A 20614-nucleotide genomic window follows, 5' to 3' on the forward strand; every position below is an offset into this window, starting at 1 on the left:
CGGGAAGGGTGAGGCTAGGTGGCTCGCCGTCGTACCCCGGCCAGCACGGCTGCGCCGAGGGCCATGGCGACGCTCAGGCACTGGCCCATGGTGAGAGGGCCGAGCACGAATCCGAGTTGGGGGTCGGGTTCCCGGACGAACTCCACCCCGAACCGGACGAGGGCATATCCCCCCAGGAACGCCGCCGCCGTAAGCCCCGGCGCCGGCCCGCGGCGCCAAAGAACCCAGAGGACGAGCCCCAGGAGGGGGCCCTCCAAACCGGCCTCGTACAGTTGGCTCGGGTGACGGGGCAGGGGCCCGCCGCCCGGAAACACCATGGCCCAGGGCAGATCGGTCAGGCGGCCGTAGAGTTCGCCGTTGACGAAGTTTGCGAGGCGGCCGAAAAAAAGCCCCGGGGGGCCGCCAGGGCGAGCCCGTCCGCGAGCACCCACGGGTCGGCCCGGTGCCGTCGCGCGTAGGCCCACAGGGCGACGCCAACCCCCAGGAGCCCCCCGTGGAAACTCATCCCTCCCTCCCACACCGCCACGATCTTCCACGGGTGGGTGGCGAAGTACGGTGCGTTGTAAAACAAAACGTACCCTAGCCGGCCTCCCAGCACGACGCCGAGGACGAGCCAGCCCACCAGGTCCCCCACCTCGCCCGGGCCGAGCGGCAACCGCCCCGCGCGGGCCTGCCGCCGTAGGACCCAGGCCCCCAGGAGAAACCCCGAGAGGTAGGCAAGTCCGTACCAGCGCACGGCGAGGGGGCCGATCCGGAAGGCCACGGGGTCTAGCGCGGGGTAGGGCAACACCTTTGGTTTTCCTTTCGACGAAACGGGGTCAGAGACCGAGCCCCTCCAGCGGCGCCGACGGCTGGGGGGTCGCCCGGCGCCAGAGAACCAGCCCGACCCGCTCGCCGGTGCGGCGGAAGGTGAACTCCAGGTCGTGCTCGTAGGCCAACAGGGCCACCGGGGCCACCTGCTCGGGCCCCCGCAGTCGAAACAGCACCCGGTTCCCGGCCGCGACGAGGTCGAGGAAGTGGGGCGTCACCTCGAACTCCACCGCGCCCCGCTCCTGGGTCAGGTCCACCACGTAGCCATCGGGTTCCGTGGCGAACTGGCGGTCGAGGTGGATGACCTGAGCCGCCCGCACGCCCCCCAGGGCCCGGGCCTCCCGGACGATGCCCCCGCCGGCGATGAACGCGCCGTCCTGGAGCACGAACCGCCCGAGCTTGGGGTTGTCCTGGAACGCGTCGAGGGCCGCGGGATGTCGGAGCCGCAGGAGCACGTTCCCCACCTCCGGGCTCTCGAGCCGCTCGGCGTGGCGCTCCAGAACCTCCAGTGTGGAGGCGTCGATCCGGTCCTCGATGTCCAGGCACTGGGCCTCCACCTCGGTGGTCGCGACCTTGAGGATAACCGTTTTCCCCCTCTCCAGGGGAGCCTTGCCGAGCCAGAACAGGCTGGCCCGGATCTCGCGGCCCACCACCGGTCCCCGGTCGGGATGGCCCATCACCTCGCCCCGCTCCACGAAGAGTTCCTCGTCGAACGTCAATCCCACGCAGTCGCCCGAACGGGCCTCCTCCAGGGGCGGATCGCCCCACCGCTCGACCGTTTTCACCCGGGCCGTGCGGCCCGAGGGGAAAAACCGGACCGCGTCACCGCGCCTCACCCGGCCGGTCTCCACCCGGCCCACGTAGAGCCGCCGGTTGTCCCACGTGTACACGTCCTGGACCGGGAACCGGAGGGGCAGGGCGTCCTCGTCCTGGGTCCCGCCCAGGGTGGCCAGGGCCTCGAGTACCGTGGGCCCATCGTACCAGGGCGTGCGGCCGAGGCGGCGGGCTATGTTCTCCCCTTCGCGGGCGGAGATCGGGATCACGTGGTCCGGTGCGATCCCCAGGGAGTGGAGGAGCGAGCGGACGTCGTTTTCCGCCTGGAGGAACGTGGCGCGGTCGTAGTCCGCCTTGTCGAGCTTGTTCACCGCCACGACCACATGCCGGATGCCCAGGAGCGAGAGGATGAACGCGTGGCGCCGGGTCTGCTCCCGCACCCCCTCCACTCCGTCGAGAAGGAGGACGGCCGCGTCGGCACTGGCCGCGCCGGTGATCATGTTCTTCAGGAACTCCTTGTGCCCGGGGGCGTCGATGATGACGTACGGGCGTCCCTGCCACCGGAAGAAGGTCTGGGCCGTGTCGATGGTGACGTTCTGTTCCCGCTCCTCCTCGAGGGCGTCCATCAGGTAGGCGAACTCGAAGGGGCGGCCCTGCCGGCGACAGGTCTCCTCGATCTCCCGGTAGCGGGATTCCGGGATGGAGCCGGTGTCGTAAAAGAGCCGCCCGATCAGGGTGGACTTGCCGTGGTCCACGTGGCCCACGATCACGATGCGAAGGGTGTCGGTTCGGTTCATGGTGTGATGTCCCGTCGTGGTTGCCTGGAAGACGATTTCAGTGCCAGGTGCCAGGTGCCAGAAGACAGAGGACAGGGGGCCCTGACTTCTGACCTCTGAATTCTGGCCCCCGGTACGGGAGCCGCCCCCACAGGTTGGGACAGCCGATCACGCCGGAAACACAGGGTTTCCGGCCGCCCAGCCGCCTAGCCGCCTAGCGGAAAGTCCACGGTGTGCAGGGGCCCCGACTTCCGTCCGCGACCCCGGGCCCCGGTCACATGTATCCGCGAGCGCGGAGTTTTTGCATGGCGTAGGCGTTTTCCTGGTCCTGGGCCCGGCCCGCGCGCTCCGGGGTTTTCGTGGCCTCGAGTTCCGCGATGATCTCGGCGACCGTGGAGGCGTTCGAGGGGAACGCCCCCGTGCACGGCATGCAGCCGAGCGAGCGAAACCGCTTGCCATTCTTGGAAAAGTACAGGGGGCAGATCTCGATCTCCTCGCGCTCGATGTAGCGCCAGATGTCCAGCTCGGTCCATCCCAGGAGCGGATGGATCCGCACGTGGGTGCCCCGGTCGAAGTCGGTGTTGAACTGGTCCCACAGTTCCGGGGGCTGGTCCTTGTAGGCCCACTCGAAGTTTTCGTCCCGTGGGGAAAACACCCGCTCCTTGGCCCGGCTGCCCTCCTCGTCCCGGCGGATCCCGAGAAAAAGCCCCTGGAAGCCGTGCTTCGCGATGGTCTGGGCCAGGGCCTGGGTTTTCAGGGCCTCGCAGCAGGCGAGCCGTCCCCTCTCGGGCCCCATGCCGTCCGCCAGGGCCTCCTCGTTCCTGCCCACGATCAGTTCGGCGCCCCACTCGGCCACCATGCGATCGCGAAACGCGATCATCTCCGGGTACTTGTAGGTGGTGTCGATGTGCACCAGCGGAAACGGGATCCGGCCGAAAAAGGCCTTCCGGGCCAGGTGCGCCATGACCGTGGAGTCCTTGCCCACGGAGTAGAGCATGGCGAGGCTCTCGAACTTCCGGTACGCCTCCCGGAAGATGTAGATGCTCTGGTTTTCCAGTTGGGTTAGATGATCACGCATGGGTCCCTCCCGTTTCGGGGGTTGGGCCGACGTGCAGCCCGCACTCCTTGTGCTCGGGGTCCTCCCACCACCACCGGCCGGCCCGGGGGTGCTCGCCGGGCCGGACCGGGCGGGTACACGGTGCGCAGCCGATGGAGGGGTAGCCGGCGCGGTGGAGTTTGTGCATCGGCACGGCGTGGGCGGTGGCGTAGGCCTCGACCTGGGTCCAGGTCCAGTCGGCAAGGGGGTTGATCTTGAGAATCCCTCCGTGGGCGTGGTCGATCTCGAGCGGCGCGAGTGCGCTGCGGGTCACGCTCTGTTCCCGCCGGAGTCCGGTGATCCACCCGGCCAACCCCTGAAGCGCCCGGCCCAGGGGTTCCACCTTCCGGATGCGGCAGCATTCCTTTCGCGCCTCCACGCTGTTGCGGAAGCTGAAGAGCCCCCGCTCGCTCTCGAGCCGCTCCACGGCGTCCCGGTTAGGGAAGTACCACCGGATCGTCACGCCGTAGCGAAGTCGCGCCGCTTCGGCGGCCTCGTAGGTCTCCTCCGGCAACCGTCCTGTGTCCAGGGCGAACACGAGCGGGTCCGGGGTGAGCCGCACCAGCATGTCGAGGACCACGAGGTCCTCAAGGCTGAAGGAGCAGGCGAGGGCCACCGGGCCCCCGGCGGCCTCGAGGCCGATCCGAAGGATCTCCTCGGGAGAGGCGCCGGCGGGGAGGGCTGGGAGTTGGCGGATCGCGGCCATGGGGGCCTCCTTGGGTCAGATGTAGTACTCGGGTTCGGGCCGGTGCCGGCCGAACGGGATGCGGTTCCACAACCGTTCGTGCAGGAAGTAGGCGCCGAACTTGACCACCGTGTCGGTGATCCCGATGGTCGCCGCGAACTCGGCCTCGCCGGTGGCGGCGAACACGATGGCGGTGGTGACCACGGTGGCCACCAGGCGCCACGACAGGGCTTTCGCAAGGCTCCGGCGGGCGGTTTCCACGGTTTTTACCTCAAGGAAGTCGGAGTATTTTTGTTGACCGCAGTGCAAACATATAGTAAGGCGATCGGAAATGCAAGTGCAGAACTCGGAAAACTTGCAAGAAACCACCGTCAAAGCACGTAGGCAGCCGGGAAATAGGGCTTCGCGGGATCCGTTGGGGCCCAACGGCGGAGGTCGGTACAAGCGGGTTCTTCGGGGGAAGACGGGGAAGGGTTCGGGCCGGAAAACAAAACCCCCGGCCCAAGGCCGGGGGCAAGCGGAACCGAACGAGGAACGGGAATGGGTCAGCGGTTCACGGCGACCAATCCGGGCTGAACCTTGCCCAGGGTCTCATCGTCCAGGATGCGTTGCGTGAGAACGCAGTCGGGGTACACGTAATCGGCCAGGAGGCAGGCGCAGGGTTCGCCGGACTCTTCCTGGATCTCTATTTCGTCCCCCTTCTTCACCCAGTTGCCCCCGCTCACCAGGATCCGGCCGCCGATCACGGCCAGAACCCGGCCGGGTTCCTTGGGTAGCGGGGTCTCCTTCTGAGCCAGGGTGGTCACCAGGGCCTCCACCGCCTCCCGGTCGGGCGCCGTGGGGTCGAGTTCGAGGTACCGCTCAAGGTGGTACCGCGCGAGTCGGTACGCCCGGAAGCCCTTGAGGAAGGCCACCCCCAGGTTGTAGTGCGCCTCCGGGTAATCCGGTACGATCTCGAGCGCCTGGAGGTAGCAGTCGATGGCGTCGGCGTATCGCTTCGCCGCCAGGAACTGGTTGCCGGCCTCCTTCATGAGTCGCGCCGAGCGCGGGACGTCGGCGGCCGGTGCCCAATGGGTGACGAGGAGTGCCGACCCGACCACGAGGGCCACGATCCAACCCACCTGCTTCGTTCGCATGGCGAACCCCCTTGAGACGAGAAAAACGAAACGGCCTCAACCCGAACCCGGGGAGGGCGGGAGCCCGTCCCCGAAAAGGAAGTCGCGTGCCCAAAAGTAGCAAAAAATTTCCCCGAGACAACCCCAAAACGCCGGGGGAAGGAACCATTTTGCGGGAATCCCCAGGGAATGTCCGGACGCCGGCGAGGGCTCGGGGCGTATCCGATTCAAAGTTTGTGCCACGCAGAACAAGTGGAGCCCCGGTGACCCGGGAAGCGCTGGAGGCCCTGTACCAAACCCACCACCGCCCGGAGTTCCTGTGGCCCGACCCGCTGGTGTACGCCCGGGGGTGGGACGATCCGGCCGACGGCGAGGTGGCGGCGCTCACCGCCGCGGCCTTCGCCTACGGCCGGGTGGAGAAGATCCTCGAGGCCCTGGGGACCGTGTTCGAGGCGCTGGGCCCCCGCCCGGCCCGGGCCCTGGAGGCGACGGAGCCCGCCGCGTGGCTCGAACGGTTTCAGGGGTTTTCCTATCGGTTCCACAAAGGGGCCGACGTGGCGCTGTTCCTCCACCTGGTGGCCCAGGCCCGGGAACGGCACGGAAGCCTCGGGGAGCTCTTTCGGGCGGCCGATCTGGGGGGCGACGTCGGGGTCGCGCTCGCGCGGTTCGCGAAGGCCATCCTTTCCGGCGACGCCCGGCCGATCCTGGGGGACCGGGAGGTGCCCCCCGGGCACCCGGTGCGCCATCTTCTCGCGTCCCCGGCCAGGGGGGGCGCGGCCAAGCGCCTGTGTCTCTTCCTACGCTGGGTCGCCCGCCGCGACGCCCTCGACCCCGGGTACTGGCACGGCCTCGTGGACCCCGCCCGGCTGGTCGTTCCCTTGGACGCCCACGTGGCCCGGGTGGGCCGGGCCCTGGGCTTCACGCGCCGCCGGGCCAACGACTGGAAGACGGCCCGGGAGATCACGGCCGCGCTCGCCCGGTTCGACCCCGCAGACCCGGTGCGCTTTGACTTCTGTCTGTTTCGCTACGGCATGGGCCGGTACGGACCCGTCGACGGGAAAGACGGCCCGCGGGCGCCCCGCGGCTCGTGAGGTCCAAGGCCTTTCCCCGCGCTTGGCCGGCCGCTGCCGGACCGCCTCGGGGCCAAGCCCGGGCCTCAGAGGGAGGGGTAGAAGCCCGGCCCGAGGTCCAGGAGCTGGGCCAGTTCCTCGAGGGCGGTGTACACCTCCTGCAGGAGCTGCGGGTCCCGGAGGTCGTCGAACACCAGGCGGTCCCGGTAGTGCCGGTTCACCCAGTCGCGCAGGGCCCCGAGGAGATCGGGGGTGAGGAGCACGCCCCGGTGCACGGCCCGGAACTCCTCGGGCGTCAGCACCACCCGGAGCCGCAGGCAGGCGGGTCCGCCGCCGTTTCGCATGCTCTGGCGCACATGCACGTAGTGGACGGCCCGGATCGGGCCCTCGGTTTCCACGAGCTCGGCCAGGATCCCCCGGGCCTCGGGGTCGGCCCGGCACTCCGTGGGGGCGACTATGGCCATTCCCCCGTCGGGAAGCGTCAGGATCTGGCTGTTGAAGAGGTAGGTCGCCACGGCCGACCGCAAGGGTAGGCGCCGTTCCGAGATCCGGTAGAGGTGGAGCGGCCGGCGGAAGGCCTGCTGGAACCGCCTCGCCAGCTTCCGGGAAGTGCCCGGGTCTGCCCAGGCCGAGGCGTGGCAGAGGAGCACGTCCTCGTTGCTCACGGCGGCGACGTCGTTGTGGAAGACTCCGGCGTCGATCGCCTTGGGGTTTTGACGCAAAAACACGGTGCGCTCGGGCGGGGTTCGGTGGCGGCGGGCGACGGACTCCGAGGCCTCCAGGGCCTGGCGCGCGGGAAACCGGGCCGGTTCCCGGCCCTCCACCCGCAGCGCCCTCCGGCCGTACACGAACACCTCGATCCCCGCCGAACCGTGGGCGGGTGCCAGGCGCATGTGGTTGGCGGCCCCCTCGTCGGCAAGGGCCGGGGAGGGGGGGAGCGGCGGGTGGACGGCGAAGCGTTCGGGGTCCGGGAAGATCCGAAGAAGGGCCCGGTGGGTCCCCTCGGCCTCCAGGAACCGGTGGAAGTGGGTCACGAGGTTCGCCGGGGTGAAATGCACCCGGCCGTCGGCCGCGTCCGCCGAAGGGGTCACGGTGGCGGCGTTCGCGGCCCACATGCTCGAGGCGCTGGAAACCGCGGCGAGGAGGTCCGGGGCGTCCCGATAACACCGCTCCAAGACCTCGGCGGCGGATCCCCGGAACCCGAGGGCCCGCAGGGTGGGGAGATGGGGCCGTTCCTGGGGCGGCAGCACGGCCTGGGGGACCCCGAGGGCCATCACCCGCTCCATCTTGGCCAGCCCCTCGAGGGCCGCGGCCCGCGGGTTCGAGGGCGCCCCCCGGTGGGTCATCGAGGCGACGTTGCCGTAGGCGAGCCCGGCGTAGTGGTGGGTGGGCCCAACCAGACCGTCGAGCTGGAGTTCCACCGCTTTGTTGGGAGGCTGCATCATCCGCACCCCTTCGGACTCACGCCATGAACTTCGCGGACTTTCGTGGCGAGCCTGGCGGGCGTTGCGAGAGGCCCAAACTCAACGCCCGGCGGAAGGTTTGGGGGCGCCATGAGTTCCGCCTCCTGGATCGCCACCGGGTCGGCGCACTGGTCCACGGCCCAGTACCCCAGGGGCCGATGGTTTCCGCTCTGGCCCAGCCCCCCGAACGGGAGCCGCCCGCTCGCCCCGGTGGTGGGGCGGTTCCAGTGAATGACCCCGGCCCGGAGGCCGCGCCGAAACCGCTCGAATTTCTGGCGGTCGGGCGTGAGGAGCCCCGCCGCGAGCCCGAACGCGGTGGCGCCCGCGAGCCGGACCGCCTCGTCGAAGGTCCCGGCCCAGTACACCCGCAGGAGCGGGCCGAACCACTCCCGGTCGGGATCGGCCGGTCCCAGACCCGAGGCGTCCACCACCCCCGGCGACAGAAACGCCCCGCCGGGGCGGAGGATGCGGGGTTCCAGGAGCGGCCGGCCCCCCTGGGTCACGAGCCGGTGCCAGGCCCGGCGGATCGTGAGCGCGGCCCGTCGGGTGACCAGGGGGCCGCCGAAGGGTTCGGGTTCCTCGTGCCAGGCACCGAACCGGAGCCCGCGGGCCCCCTCCACCACGGCGTCCAGGATCCGGCGGCCTCCGCGGGAGCGGGGCAGGATCAGACGCCGGGCGCAGGTGCACCGCTGACCCGTGGTGACGAAGGCCGAAAGGAGGGCGTGGGCCGCCGCCACCCCCTCGTCGGGCACGTCGTCCCAGATGACGAGCGGGTTGTTGCCGCCCAGTTCCAGGGCGAGGAGGGTCTCGAACCGGCCCGCGAGCGCCCGGTGGAGCCTTCGGCCCCCGGCCACGCCGCCCGTGAAGAACACGCCGTCCACCCCCGGAGCCGTGGCCAGGGCGCGGCCGACCGCCGCACCCCCTTGGACCAGGTTCAGGGCCCCGGGCGGCAGGCCCGCCGCCTCCCACAGGGAGGCCAGGAGTTCGCCGGTCCCCGGGGTGAGTTCGCTCGGCTTCCAGACGACCGCGTTCCCGGCGAGGAGCGCGGGCACGATCTGGCCCGAGGGCAGGTGGGCCGGGAAGTTGAAGGGGCCGAGCACCGCTACCACCCCCAGGGGCCGGTGTTCCACCCGTCCCACGGCCCCGCCCAGGTCCACGGGGGCGTGCGCGCACCGCTCGGCGAACGAGGCCCCGGTGAGGTCCACCTTGGCCCGCACGGCATCCACCTCGGCGCGGGACTCCCACAGGGGCTTCCCGGTCTCCCGGGAGATCCGGCGGGCGAGTTCCTCCCGGTTCGCGGCGAGTTCGTCCTGGAACCGGCGGAGCACCCGGAGGCGCTCTTCCCGAGGGGTGCCCTCCCACCCGGGCGCGGCCCGCGCCGCGGCGGCGACGGCCTCTCGCACCTGCTCCGGCACGGCCTCGCGCCCGGTCCAGACCTCCTCGCCCGTGGCGGGGTCGGTCCGTCGGAACGCCGGACCCCGACCCCCGATCCACCGGCCGCCGACCCAGAGCCGGCCCATCAGGCCGTTCCCCCCGGCCGCAGGGGTGCGCAGGCCACGGGATCCCCGGGTGAAACGCCGAGCACGGCTCGGGCTTCCCCGTCGAGGGGCGCCTCGGCCGCCCCGGCGGGAAGGGGAACCGAGACGATGGGCACCCCCGTGGGGTGGGGTGCCACGAGGTGGGGCACGCCGTCCGCGGGCCGGGCGGCGGGAGCGGCTGGAACCACGCGGGTTTCCCGGACCGTGCGGATGGCGGGCCGGTCACATCCGACCACGGGACCCCCGTCGAAGATGTCCACGAATCCCAGGGGCTCGAACCCCTCCTGCCGGAGGAGCGCCAGCGCCGGCTCGGTCTCGGGGTGGACCCGGCCGATGACCTCCTGGGCCTCCCGGGGCAGAAGGGGCACGTAGATCGGATGGGTCGGCATGAGCTCCGAGATGATCCGCTTGTCCCGCACGCTCAGGTAGTCGGCCTTGGGGAAATCGATGCCGAAGAAGTGCCGGCCGATGGCCTCCCAGAACGGGCAGCGGCCGGCCGGGTCCACCACGCCGCGCATCTCGGCGATCACCACCCGCTCGAACCGGTGGGGCTGGCAGGCCATGTAGAGGAACCGGCCGAGGGAGAGCACGCGGCCGTTGCCGTGGCGCCGGTACGCGGGGGAGAGGTAGAGGCTCCCGATCTCGCACGGTCCGCTGTGTTCGCGCACGAGGTGCAGGCACCGGATCTCTCGGCGGATTCCCAAGACCTCGGACACGAGTTCGTGGGTTTCGAGGCGGTAGGTGTAAAAGGGATCGAACCCCCCCACCTTGGCCACGATGCCGCTCGTGCCGGCGATCGCGCCGGTCTCGAGATCCTCGAGGACGAAGAGGTACGACTCCCCCCCGGGCTTCCGGATCTCGCGGCCGAAGGCCTCGGCCCCGTCCCGGACCCGGTCGGCCAGAAGGTCGGGGTCCTTGGGCAGGCTCGTGAGCCCGTAACCCGACGCCCCCACGAGCCCCACCACGGCCTCCCGGTCTTCCACGCGCACCGGCCGAAGAACCATCATGGCGGCCCTCCCTCGATCACCCGTTCCACGATCCGGACCACGGCCTCCAGGTCCGCCTCGTACACGGCCGGGGTGGGCACCAGGAACCGGACCCGGGCCGGGTCGTGGACGGCCGTGTACGCCACGATCCCCTCGTCGAAAAGGCGCCGCACCGTGGCCTTGGCCCCGGCCTCGGAGCCGTCGAAGGGGGTGAACGCCACCATCGCCCCAAGCCCGAAGGGGCCCCGGATCCGTTCGGGCATCCGCTCGGCCAGGCGGCCCAGTCGTTCGCGGAAGAACGCCTCCACCCGCGCGTTTCGGCCCTCGGGCCCGAAGAGGCCGGCCTCGCGGATCTCCCGGACGACGGCCCGGCCCACCCAGAAGGAGGCGGTGGCCCCGGTGAAGGTCTGGCTCACCAGGCCCGCCGGGGGCCGGTACTCCGGCCGAAACAGGGTGGCGCACACCTGGGTCATCTTGCCCACGGTCACGAGGTCCACGAGGTCGTCGAGCCCGAAGTGCTGAAACGCGAAGGGGGCGTGGGTGCGGCCGAAGGTCTGGATCTCGTCCACCACGACGGCGACGCCGCGGTCCCGCAGTTCGGCCATGAGGGGACGGAAAAACGCCGGGCTCCCCGGGTAGAACCCCCGTTCCCCCTGCACCAGTTCGAAGATCATGGCGGCGTGGCGACCGGGGTAGCGATCGAGGTGACGGCAAAGGGCCTCGTGGGCTCGCGCCGTGCTCCCCTCGGGATCCCCGGGGTCGAAGAACGGCACGTAGTCCACGGCCAGGGTGGGGGGGAGGCCCGTGCGGTAGCCCGGCCGGTCGGTCACCCATGCGAGCGCCAGGGTGCGGCCCGCGAACCCGCCGTCGAAGGCGAGAAGGCGGTCGGCCGGCGCGTGGCGGTGGAACGCGAGCTTGAGCGCGTTCTCGTTGGCCATGGCCCCGCTCGTGGTGAAGAACACGTGCCGAAGGGCCGCGCCCCCCTCGTTCGCGAGCCGGAGGAGGTCCTCGCCCAGGGCCGGCACGACCCCGCCCTGCTGGAGGTTCCCCTGCATGGCCACGTCCTCGAGGGCCGCGTCGATGGCGGCCTCGAGGAGGGCCGGGTGGCCGTGGCCCAGGAAGTGGACCCCGATCCCCCCGATCATGTCGTATTTGACGCTGCCGTCCACGAGCTCGACCAGGGGCCCCCGGCCCCGGCCGGTGGCCAGGTAGGGGAGGGCGAGGGGCCCTCCCCGGAGTTCGGACCACGCCTCGATCCGCGCCCTGGCGGCCTCGGCCCGCGCGGGGTCCGGGGGGCGCACGCCCCTCAGGTCGGCCTGGAGTTCGGCGATCCTCCGGAGCAGCCCTTCCCGGAGCTTTTGGACCACGGGGTCGGATCGGAAAGGGTTCAAGGTGTCCAAGGGCTCTCTCCTATCAGAGGCCGCTCCGGGGCCTTGCCGCGGGAAGGGCCGCGGCCGGGACGAAGCCCCCGGTGGGGCCAGCGTTTTCGGCGGGGTCCAACGGCGATCCCGGCTGCCCGGCCGCCTGGCCGACGAGCCGCCTAGCCGGAGTTCCACGGAACTCCGGCCTCGAGCCGACACAGGAAGGCGTGCACCAATGCGGCCCGCTCCTCGAGGCTCTCCACGGCCACCCACTCCTCCGCCGTGTGCATACCGTCTCCCCGGGGGCCGAGGCCGTCGGCGCAGGGGAGGCCCAGTGCGGTGAGCAAATTGGCGTCCGAAACCCCTCCGCTCGGCCTCCAGGGGAGCTCCCGGCCCAGGTCCGCGGCGCAGGCGGCCAACGCCCGGTACAGGGCTTCGGCCCTGGCGTCCAGCCGGCGGGGCGGCCGGCCGAACCGGCCCTCGATCTCGATCCCCACCCCGAACCGGGCCGCCACCCGGGCATGCACGGCCGCCAGGGCCTTCTCGAACCGGGCCGCCGCCTCCGGGGTCCTGGCCCGCACGTTCCACCGGGCCACCGCCCGGTCGGGGATCACGTTGACCGCCTCTCCGCCCCGGATCTCCCCGACGTTGATCCGAAGCTCCGGGTCGGCTCTCCCGAGTTCGTCCAGTTCCACGACCAGGGCGGCCAGCGCGTGGACGGCGTTTCGCCCCTGTTCCGGGTTTCGGCCCGCGTGGGCCCGCCGCCCGCGAACCACCGCAATGTAGTTTCCGGACCCGTCGCGGTCGGAAACAAGGGCCCCGTCGGGGTGGGAGGGTTCGAACACGAGGGCGAGGTCGTGGCCGGCGGCACGCCTTTGGAGTTCCGGCCCCGAACAGGGGGATCCCAGTTCCTCCTCGGGGGCGATCCAGACCGACCATCCGATCTCCGGCGAGGTGCCGGAACCGGCTTCGTAGCGCCGGAGGGCCTCCCACAGCACCAGAATGCCCCCTTTGTCGTCGAGGGCTCCCGCACCCCCCAACCGGTCCGATCTCGGGGAATCGGGGGGAGAGGGGGCGGAGGGTGGGAGGGCCGTGTCGGCGTGGGCGACCAAGAGCACCCGGCAGGGGGCCTCGGGCCTTCGGGTCGCCCAAAGGGCCGGGGCCGGCACGAACGTCGCGGCTTCCCCGGCCTCGTCCCGGGTGCGCCAGGCCGGCAGGGAAACGAGCTCGGTTGCGGCGCCGAGGTCGCGGAAGAGCGGATCGAGCTCCCGGAGGAACCGCTCCACCCCGGCCGGGTCGCGGCTCCAGGTCGGCATCCCGACCCACCGAGTCAGCCGGCGAACAAGGTCCATGGTGGCCCCCCGGGCCCCTGCGGGGCCCGACAAACGGAGGAAGGCAACGCCCGGGCCGAAGGCCCGCAGGAACATCGGTCGCGGCTCGGAAGCCGCTCCCCCGGCTTGGCCGGCGCGATGGCGCCGGAATCCCGAATGTTCTTAGCCGCCTAGCTGCCGAGCAGCCCAGCCGCCTAGCCGAAGTTCCTTGGAATCTCCCCAAGGACCCTTTGGGGCCCCGCGGCGCAGGACAGGAACGTCCGAGTCAGAGTTAAGGGCAGGAGCGGCGCCCGTGCCAGGAGTCAGTAGACAGACGACGGAGGACAGGGGGTTTCTGACATCTGCCCTCTGAACTCTGAATTCTGAAAAGCAACGGCCGGCGGCGCGCTCGGTCGGCGTCGCCGGCCTAGGCGGTTCGGCCCTACGGAAGTCCAACCACGGAGCAGTCAGCCAGATAGAGCGTGGTCCATTCGCCCCAGTCGTGGGCATCGACCAGGGTGCCCCGGAACGACACCCTCGTCCCCTCCCGCAGGTCGTTCCGGTCTTCGGCGTCGGGGAGTCGCGGGAGGCCGCAGGCCACCTTGCGGCCCGGTGAGACCTGAAGCAGCAGCACGCCCGGGTTCCGGTCGGGCACCGAGGTGTCGTAGTACGTGCGGGGCAGGAGCGCCTCGACCGCGCCGGCCCCCTCCACGGGGGTGCCGGCCCGCTCGCGCAGATAGCCCTCCCGCTCGGCCGGGGACACGAGTTGCCCGAACGCGACGAACACCTGCACGGCCTTGAGAGGTTCTCGGTCCGTGGCCGTGCCCGGCCAGGCCGCGGCAAAAAGGAGCAACGCGGCCAGCCAGGTTGTCGCCGGTCGCTTGTTCACCGGCGCACCACCAAATCGAGCCCCACCAGTGTGTCGTCGCGCCGGGTGTACTTGAGGCGCGCGGTTTCTCCGGGTTGGAGATTTCCGAGGGAGAGGGGCTGCCCGTCGGCGCGCGGTTCCACGCCCTCGTCCAGGGTGACGCCCACGGTCAGGTCCCCCTTGGGGGTCGGGACCTCGAGGACCACGGACCGGTACGCCACGTCCACGGCCGCGATGCGCCCCTCCACCACGCGGATCTCGCCGGGCTGGATCGTGGCGGCCCAGGCCGCGGCGGCGAGAGCGGAACCGAGCAGTGCGGAAAGGAAACCTTTGCGAAGCGCTCCCATGACACACCCTCCTTCGTCTGAAACCACCGGTTTCGGCCCCGGTCGACGGCCACCGGACTGGCCGCCGATGCCCCAACGGCCCCCAACCTAGCCGATTCCGCGGGGTTGTCAACGAAGGCCCGGGACCGGTCGAACCGGCCCCGGGCCCAGGTGTCACTCGGGAGTTCCGTAGGCCGCGGGCCGGAAGCTCTTATGCTCTTAGCCGCCTAGCTGCCGAGCAGCCCAGCCGCCTCGCGGAAGTTACTTCGAAAGCGGCACGACCACGTAGAGCGTTCCGACTCCGCGCTTCACCAGGAAGAGCACGCTGCCCTTCCCCTTGGCCTCCCGTAGGGCCTTCCGGTACTCCTCGATCGATCCGACGGACTCCTGATTGACCTCGAGCAGAATGTCGCCGCGGCGCAGTCCCGCCTCGGCTGCCGGGCTTCCAGGCTCAACCCCGGACACCACCAGCCCCTCGTCGGTGTCGAGCCCCAGGTGTTTCTGGAGTTCGGGGGTGATCTCCTGGACCGTCAGGCCCAGTTCCTCTTCCACCGTGGCCTCGCCGGCGAGTTCCTCCTCCTTGAGTTCTCCGAGCTTCACCCGGAAGGTCTTGCGCTCGCCCTTTCGGAGCACCACCACATCCACCTCGCTGCCCGGGGCGTGCTCGGCCACGATGCGCGGCAACTTGTGCATCTTGTCGATCGAGACCCCGTCGAACTCCACGATGATGTCCCCCCGCTCGATGCCGGCCTTGTCCGCCGGTCCGTCCGGGACGACGTCCCACACCAACGCCCCCTCGGGCTCGTCGAGGCCGAACTGGTCCGCGAGTTCTTTCGTGACCTCCTGGATCATCACCCCGAGCCAGCCCCGGGTCACCCGGCCCCGCTCCTTGAGTTGGGGCACGATCTCCTTGGCCATGTTCACCGGGATCGCGAACCCGATCCCGGTGCCTCCGGCGACGATGGCGGTGTTGATCCCGACCACCCGGCCCTCCATGTCGAACAGGGGGCCGCCGGAGTTGCCCGGGTTGATCGCCGCGTCGGTCTGGAGGAAGTTGTCGTAGGGCCCGGCCCCGATCACCCTCTCCTTGGCGCTGATGATCCCGGCGGTCACGGTGTGGCCGTACCCGAAAGGGTTCCCGATGGCCACGACCCAGTCGCCGACCCGGATCTTGTCGCTGTCGCCGACCTTCACGGGCTGGAGCCGAACATCCTTCGGATCGATCTTGATCACGGCGAGGTCGGTCTTGGGATCGGTGCCGACGATCTCGGCCTTGAACTCGTGCTCGTCCGACAGGCGCACGACGATCTCGTCGGCGCTCTCCACCACGTGGTTGTTGGTCAGGATGTAGCCCTCCTCGTCCCAGATGAACCCGGACCCGAGACTTTGGGTCTTGAACTCCCTTGGCTGGTCCCCGAAGAACCGGTCAAAGAAGTCGTCGCCGAAGAACCGGCGGAACGGGTCGTTGGGTCCGAACCGGGGAAAGTCCCGGAACAGCCGGCGGGTCTTCACCACCTTGGTCGTCGAGATGTTCACGACCGACGGTTTGAGCTTCTCCACTAGGGGGGCGAAGCTCTCGGGCGCTCCGCGGGCCCAGGCCGTGTGCCCGGCGAGGAGCGCAAGCCCAAGGAACAGTGCGAGCCACCCCCGTGCCGAGATCCGCGTCGTGTCCATGGTGTCCGACCTCCTTTCGGCGATTGGGAAAAGTGCGGAGAGGGCCGCCGGAACGGCGGCCCCAATATAAGCCCCAAGGATGAGGAGGCAATGAAACGGACCTTAAAATCCCATGAAACGGGTGCGGGCGATCAGGGACCTTCGAGCCCCAGGTGGGTGACGAGCCGTTTGGCCACCACGGGAAGGTCGGACTCCACCCTCGAATCGCGTTCCGCCGACCCCGCCTCGTCGGCGCCTTCGAGGAACAGGTTCGCCACGGCCCGGGCGCCGAGCACCTCGAACCATGCGTCGAGGATCCGGTGCAGGCAGGTGAACACCGAGTGGGACGGGGCGCCGGCGGTGGAGAGCACGGCGGCCACCCGCTCCCGGGGCGGCGGCCGGTCGAGGAGGTGAATCCGGGACCAATAGGGCTGGAACCGGTCGATCACCGCCTTGAGGGGCGCGGGGGGCCCGAGGAAGTAAACGGGGCTCGCCACCACGAGGGCGTCGGCGCGGTCCGCGGCCTCGTACACCCGGGGCATTTCGTCGCCCGTGAGCACGCACTCCCCGGTACGGCCGCACGCGCCGCACCCGGTGCAGGGTTTCACCGTGAGCTCCGAACACCGGAGGTGTTCGGCCCGGATCGGGAGGCCGGCCAGCAGGGCCTCCAGCCTCCCCACGAGGGCGTCGGTGTTTCCTCCTTTCCGGGGGCTTCCGTGGACGAAAAGGACCCGTTTCTCCATCAGTCCCCCCACAGCCAGACGCCGCGGTTGGAAAGCGCGTAGGACTGGTCTTCCAACACCTTGCGGTGCATCGCCTCCTCCTCGGCCAGTCGCAGGAACAGCTCGCGGCCTTGCCGGTCCGGCGCCTGGTCGGCGAGTCGGCGGTACCGCTGCTCGGCTTCGGCCTCGGTTTCCACCGCGATCCGCAGGGCCTCAAGCGCGTCGGCGTGGGGCGACGGGGTGGACGCGGGCGTATCGCCCTCGGCCCGCCGAGGGGGGAGGTCCCGGGGTTGATACTCCGGCCACGGCCTTTCGTGGAGGAGCGCCTCGCGCAGCTCCTCGAGATGCTGGCGGTGGTGGCGCTCGAACGCCGCCAGTTCCCTGAACATGGCTTGGCCGCCGGGGTGGTCGGTCTTCTGGGCCGCCCCTTCGTAGAAGTTGCAGGCTTCTTCTTCGGCACGGATGGCTTGGTCGAGTGCCTCGCGAAGATCGGTGGGATGCATTGGGCCTCCTCGTGGGTAAGGGGAAGAAGAATTCGTCGCCGGCACGATGGTACCACCGCAGGCCGCCGCTGCAAGCGACCCGGCGGGCCCTTGTCCAACACCGAAACAGCGAGGGTGACTGTGGGGCGGGCGTGGATCAGTTGTGGAGTGATCCCTCGACACCTGGGAAGTTCGAACCGAAGTCCCAAGATCTGGATCGGGGGATCAAGGAAAAATGCTTGGTACAGGCTTGCACAATGTATGAACCTGAGCTATATAGACGAAATCTACCGGACCGATTCCAAAGGAGGATGAAATGGACAAGCGACTGCTGCTGCAACTGACGGCCGACATCGTGGCCTCCCACGCCTCGATGAACGAGATGGGTCAGGAGGACCTGTTGGCGGAGATCGACAAGGTGTACAAGAAACTCGCCTCCCTGGCGGGGGAGGAGGTGGAGGAGGAGTCGGCGGAAGCCCAAGTGGTAGCCGAGGGCGCCCCGGCGCCGGCCACCCCCGTCGTGCCTCCGGAGGTGGCGTTCGGCAAAGACAAGATCTACTGCATGCTCTGCGGCAAGGGTATGAAGACCCTGAAGCGCCACCTCTCCACGGCCCATGGGCTCACGCCCAAGGAATATCTGGAGATGTTCGGCCTGCCCAAGAACACGCCGCTCGTGTCCGAGGAGTACTCGGAGCAGCGCAAGCGGATGGCGGCGGAGCTCGGCCTGGCCGACAAGCTGGTGCAGGCCCGGGCCGCCCGGGCGGCGAAGCGCAAGGCCAAGGAGGGCTAGGTCGGGAAAGGGACGGCAACGAAACCGGCCCGGATCGCTTAGACGATCCGGGCCGGTTCGCGTTTGGCGAGGCACCCCATGGGAACGGACAACGTCGTCTTTTTGGAAGTCATCGAATGGTTTGACCCATCCGGCCGGGTGGTGGCTCACCGGATCCCCGAACGGGGGTCGGGCGAGTTCAAGATCGGGGCCCAGGTGATCGTGCGCGACAGCCAGGCCGCGGTGTTTTACTCGGGCGGGGTGGCCTGCGACGCCCTGGGGCCGGGTCGGCACACCCTGGTCACCAAGAACGTGCCGCTCCTCACCAAGGCCCTGGCCCTGCCGTGGGGGTTCACGAGCCCGTTCCGGGCCGAGGTGTACTTCGTGAACCTCAAGGTGTTCCCGAACCTGCGGTGGGGCACACGGGACCCGGTGGCGTTCCGGGATCGGGAGTTCGGGCTGATCCGGCTCCGCGCCCACGGGATCTGCGACGTCCGGGTGACCCAGCCCGTGCTGTTCGTGAACACCCTCGTGGGCACCGAGGCGTCGTACACGGTGGACGCCCTGGAGGCGTACCTGGGCGAGGTCATCGTGTCGCGGCTCAACGACCACCTGGGCGAGCACCTCGATTCGGTCCTGGATCTGCCCACCCGGTACGGGGAACTGGCCGACGGTCTCCGGGAGCGGTTGGCCCGGGATCTCGCCGGCTACGGCCTGGAACTCGGGCGGCTCTACATCAACGCCATCACCCCCCCGGACGACGTGCAGCAGGCCATCGACGACCGAAGCCGCCTGGGGGCCGTGGGAAACCGGCTGGACGATCTGGTGAAACTCAAGGCGGCCGAGGCCCTCGAGCGGGCGGCCGACGGGGGAGGAGGGGCCGCCGAGGGGGCCATCGGGCTCGGGCTCGGGATGCTCCTGCCGGGGTTCCTGGGGGGCGTGGCCGGGGGAGCGGCGCGCGCCGAGGGGGCTTCGTGCCCGGAGTGCGGACTGCCGGTGGGCCCCGAGGCCCGGTTTTGCCCCCACTGCGGGCATCAGATCCTCGTCACCCGCCGCTGCGGCCGGTGCGGGAAAAACCTCACGCCAAAGGCCCGGTTCTGCCCGGCCTGCGGCGCCCCGGCGGGCGAGAGGCCCGCGCCCCGGGTCTGCGGAGGGTGCGGCGCCGAGAACCGGCCGGAGGCCGTCTACTGTAACGCATGCGGCCAGAAGCTGAAGACCTGAGCGGGTTTCCCGAGGCGTCGGCCGGCTGCCCCCAATGCGGGGCCGAGGTGGAGCTGGGGGTCGGCGATCCGGTGCTCCGGTGCGCCTTCTGCCGCACCGGGCTGTACGTTCGGCCCCGGGACTTCCTGGGGTACCACTGGCCGTGGGAGGGGGCGGCGCCCCCGGGGCTCGTGTGGGTCCCCTACTGGCGGTTTCGGGGGCTGTGGTACCGGCTGTTCGCCTCGGGAGCCCGGGGGAGCCTGCTCGACGGTACCGGGCCCGGCCGTGCGGGGCTCCGGGAGGGCTCGCACCTCGGCGTGAGGCCGCAGGCCGTGCGGTTCCGGCTCGGCCCCCCCGTCAAGGGGCGGGTCGTGTGGCCCGACCGGGCGGTGGCCCAGGTGGTGGACGAGGCCGAGACCCAGGCCGAGGCCGCCGGCGGCGAGGCCGCGCCGCTCCGGCGGTTCGTCGGGGAGGTGACGGCCGTCCTGTGGGTCCCCTTCGCGTTGGAACGGCGCGGCGGGGGGTGGGCCTTGCTCCCGCTCTTCCCCGACGGGCCCGGGGGGGCCCTTGCCGGAGGGGAGGCCCTTGCGCTCCGGCGGGCCCTGGATGAGCCTCCCCGGCCGTGGGCTCCCCGGTTCCTTCCCCTTCGGTGTCCCGAGTGCGCGGCCGACCTGCCCGCGGTGCCCCATGCGGTGGGGTTCTGGTGCGGGCGGTGCGGCAGGGGGTGGGTCCCGGGGCGCCGCAGACTCGAGCCCCTGGCGTTTCGGGTCAGGGTTTCCCACGGTTCCGGAGTGCGGTACCTTCCGGTCTGGGAGCTCGAGATCGGGGCTAGGGGGCTTTCATTCCGGAGCCAGGCCGACATGGTGCGGTGGGCCGTGCCCTACTGGACCCCGAATCCCGGGGACGATCGCACCCCCCCGCTCGTTCGGATCCCGGCGTTCAAGCTCCATCCGAGGCTCTTCTTGCGGGCCGCCCGCAACCTGACCCTCGGATCCGTGGCAGGGGGCGACGCGACGCGGCTCCCGGCGGGGCCGGCCGAAGCGGAGGCGGTGCGCCTGCCGCTTTCCGAGGCGGCCCAGGCGCTAAAGCCCGTGCTCGCGGAACTGGCGGGTAGCCAGCGGGGAAAGGCGGCGTCGGTGCTGAGCGCACGTCTTCGGGTGCGGGCCGCGCGCCTCGTCCTCCTCCCGTTCGCCCGCCGGGGCGCCGAGTGGGTCGAAGAAACCTCCGGGGTGGCCGTGCCCGCGGCGGCCCTGGAGCGCGGCCGGGGGCTTTGACCCGGGGTGCCGCACCCCGCCGGCGTCCACGCGTCCTATTAATCCGGCGCCAATAGAGGCGCGCAAGGAGATCGCGTGGGCATGGGGCCTGCTTCCGGCCGTGCGTGAGTGCGGCATCCGGCCACTGTAGGAGCCACGCCCGGCGCTCCAGCAGGCCCCATGCCCCCGACCGTGTCTTTTTGGCCGCCGGAGTAATACTAAGACCTTCAAAAGTATTGCCTGATATGCTAGTATGAGTGCATGAAATGCAAACGGAGAACAGATAATCGAGCGCTCGACAAAAAAGCTCAGGAAGCCTTGCGCATCCGGGTGGTGCGCCAGGTGCGCGAAGGGGTC

At 70.5% G+C, this 20614-nt stretch carries 19 protein-coding genes and 1 pseudogene; 4 read left to right on the forward strand and 16 right to left on the reverse strand.

Going from position 1 to position 20614, the window contains the following annotated elements; translation table 11 throughout:
- Nucleotides 1–14: 14 nt before the first annotated feature.
- The 6 genes and pseudogenes from lgt to ACY0I8_RS03730 all read right to left on the reverse strand — a co-directional run bounded on the left by lgt (nucleotide 15) and on the right by ACY0I8_RS03730 (nucleotide 5277).
- Nucleotides 15–790: pseudogene (gene lgt / locus ACY0I8_RS03705) on the reverse strand (prolipoprotein diacylglyceryl transferase).
- A 28-nt stretch (nucleotides 791–818) separates the two neighbouring features.
- On the reverse strand, nucleotides 819–2381 hold the full coding sequence (locus ACY0I8_RS03710) for a sulfate adenylyltransferase subunit 1 (protein ID WP_461393627.1): 1563 nt from the start codon (nucleotides 2379–2381) through the stop codon (nucleotides 819–821).
- 253 nt (nucleotides 2382–2634) lie between these two features.
- A complete protein-coding gene (gene cysD, locus ACY0I8_RS03715; protein ID WP_461393628.1) occupies nucleotides 2635–3438 on the reverse strand; it encodes a sulfate adenylyltransferase subunit CysD in 804 nt (267 codons plus the stop codon).
- On the reverse strand, nucleotides 3431–4162 hold the full coding sequence (locus tag ACY0I8_RS03720) for a phosphoadenylyl-sulfate reductase (RefSeq protein WP_461393629.1): 732 nt from the start codon (nucleotides 4160–4162) through the stop codon (nucleotides 3431–3433). Before ACY0I8_RS03720 ends, cysD begins: the two co-directional genes overlap by 8 nt.
- A 15-nt stretch (nucleotides 4163–4177) precedes the next feature.
- The gene (locus ACY0I8_RS03725) at nucleotides 4178–4402 is read right to left on the reverse strand and encodes a DUF2061 domain-containing protein (RefSeq protein WP_459941591.1); all 225 of its coding nucleotides are present in this window, start codon (nucleotides 4400–4402) and stop codon (nucleotides 4178–4180) included.
- A 284-nt stretch (nucleotides 4403–4686) separates the two neighbouring features.
- Nucleotides 4687–5277 carry a tetratricopeptide repeat protein gene (locus ACY0I8_RS03730; protein ID WP_461393630.1) on the reverse strand — a complete coding sequence of 197 codons (591 nt, stop codon included), beginning with the start codon at nucleotides 5275–5277 and terminating at the stop codon, nucleotides 4687–4689.
- 242 nt (nucleotides 5278–5519) lie between these two features.
- Between ACY0I8_RS03730 and ACY0I8_RS03735 the strand changes: the two genes are divergently transcribed.
- Nucleotides 5520–6347 (forward strand): TIGR02757 family protein, encoded by an 828-nt coding sequence (locus ACY0I8_RS03735; protein ID WP_461393631.1) that lies wholly within the window; start codon nucleotides 5520–5522, stop codon nucleotides 6345–6347.
- A gap of 65 nt (nucleotides 6348–6412) precedes the next feature.
- Here ACY0I8_RS03735 and astB read toward each other — a convergent pair whose 3' ends face one another.
- From astB to ACY0I8_RS03785, 10 genes are all read right to left on the reverse strand, one after another.
- A complete protein-coding gene (astB, locus tag ACY0I8_RS03740; protein ID WP_461393632.1) occupies nucleotides 6413–7768 on the reverse strand; it encodes an N-succinylarginine dihydrolase in 1356 nt (451 codons plus the stop codon).
- Nucleotides 7768–9309 carry a succinylglutamate-semialdehyde dehydrogenase gene (locus ACY0I8_RS03745; protein ID WP_461393633.1) on the reverse strand — a complete coding sequence of 514 codons (1542 nt, stop codon included), beginning with the start codon at nucleotides 9307–9309 and terminating at the stop codon, nucleotides 7768–7770. The genes astB and ACY0I8_RS03745 overlap by 1 nt, the downstream gene beginning before the upstream one ends.
- Nucleotides 9309–10334, reverse strand: a complete 1026-nt coding sequence (locus tag ACY0I8_RS03750; RefSeq protein ID WP_461393634.1) for an arginine N-succinyltransferase — start codon at nucleotides 10332–10334, stop codon at nucleotides 9309–9311. Before ACY0I8_RS03750 ends, ACY0I8_RS03745 begins: the two co-directional genes overlap by 1 nt.
- Nucleotides 10331–11713 carry an aminotransferase class III-fold pyridoxal phosphate-dependent enzyme gene (locus ACY0I8_RS03755; protein ID WP_461393635.1) on the reverse strand — a complete coding sequence of 461 codons (1383 nt, stop codon included), beginning with the start codon at nucleotides 11711–11713 and terminating at the stop codon, nucleotides 10331–10333. The genes ACY0I8_RS03750 and ACY0I8_RS03755 overlap by 4 nt, the downstream gene beginning before the upstream one ends.
- A gap of 140 nt (nucleotides 11714–11853) precedes the next feature.
- Nucleotides 11854–13101, reverse strand: a complete 1248-nt coding sequence (locus tag ACY0I8_RS03760; protein ID WP_461393636.1) for a hydrolase — start codon at nucleotides 13099–13101, stop codon at nucleotides 11854–11856.
- A gap of 325 nt (nucleotides 13102–13426) precedes the next feature.
- A complete protein-coding gene (locus tag ACY0I8_RS03765; protein ID WP_461393637.1) occupies nucleotides 13427–13873 on the reverse strand; it encodes a hypothetical protein in 447 nt (148 codons plus the stop codon).
- Nucleotides 13870–14199: a hypothetical protein gene (locus ACY0I8_RS03770; protein ID WP_461393638.1), complete on the reverse strand. Its 330-nt coding sequence runs from the start codon at nucleotides 14197–14199 to the stop codon at nucleotides 13870–13872. Before ACY0I8_RS03770 ends, ACY0I8_RS03765 begins: the two co-directional genes overlap by 4 nt.
- Nucleotides 14200–14439: 240 nt before the next feature.
- Entirely contained in the window at nucleotides 14440–15852 is a 1413-nt protein-coding gene (locus tag ACY0I8_RS03775; RefSeq protein ID WP_461393639.1) for a DegQ family serine endoprotease, read from the reverse strand.
- A gap of 131 nt (nucleotides 15853–15983) precedes the next feature.
- The gene (locus ACY0I8_RS03780; RefSeq protein WP_461393640.1) at nucleotides 15984–16574 is read right to left on the reverse strand and encodes a flavodoxin family protein; all 591 of its coding nucleotides are present in this window, start codon (nucleotides 16572–16574) and stop codon (nucleotides 15984–15986) included.
- The gene (locus tag ACY0I8_RS03785) at nucleotides 16574–17056 is read right to left on the reverse strand and encodes a ferritin family protein (RefSeq protein ID WP_461393641.1); all 483 of its coding nucleotides are present in this window, start codon (nucleotides 17054–17056) and stop codon (nucleotides 16574–16576) included. Before ACY0I8_RS03785 ends, ACY0I8_RS03780 begins: the two co-directional genes overlap by 1 nt.
- 295 nt (nucleotides 17057–17351) lie before the next feature.
- Between ACY0I8_RS03785 and ACY0I8_RS03790 the strand changes: the two genes are divergently transcribed.
- The 3 genes from ACY0I8_RS03790 to ACY0I8_RS03800 all read left to right on the forward strand — a co-directional run bounded on the left by ACY0I8_RS03790 (nucleotide 17352) and on the right by ACY0I8_RS03800 (nucleotide 20278).
- Entirely contained in the window at nucleotides 17352–17825 is a 474-nt protein-coding gene (locus ACY0I8_RS03790) for a MucR family transcriptional regulator (protein ID WP_461393642.1), read from the forward strand.
- Between the two features lie 78 nt (nucleotides 17826–17903).
- Nucleotides 17904–19025: an SPFH domain-containing protein gene (locus ACY0I8_RS03795; RefSeq protein ID WP_461393643.1), complete on the forward strand. Its 1122-nt coding sequence runs from the start codon at nucleotides 17904–17906 to the stop codon at nucleotides 19023–19025.
- Nucleotides 19001–20278 carry a TFIIB-type zinc ribbon-containing protein gene (locus ACY0I8_RS03800; RefSeq protein ID WP_461393644.1) on the forward strand — a complete coding sequence of 426 codons (1278 nt, stop codon included), beginning with the start codon at nucleotides 19001–19003 and terminating at the stop codon, nucleotides 20276–20278. The genes ACY0I8_RS03795 and ACY0I8_RS03800 overlap by 25 nt, the downstream gene beginning before the upstream one ends.
- Nucleotides 20279–20614 lie beyond the last annotated feature (336 nt).

It is taken from the genome of Deferrisoma sp. (assembly GCF_054681715.1).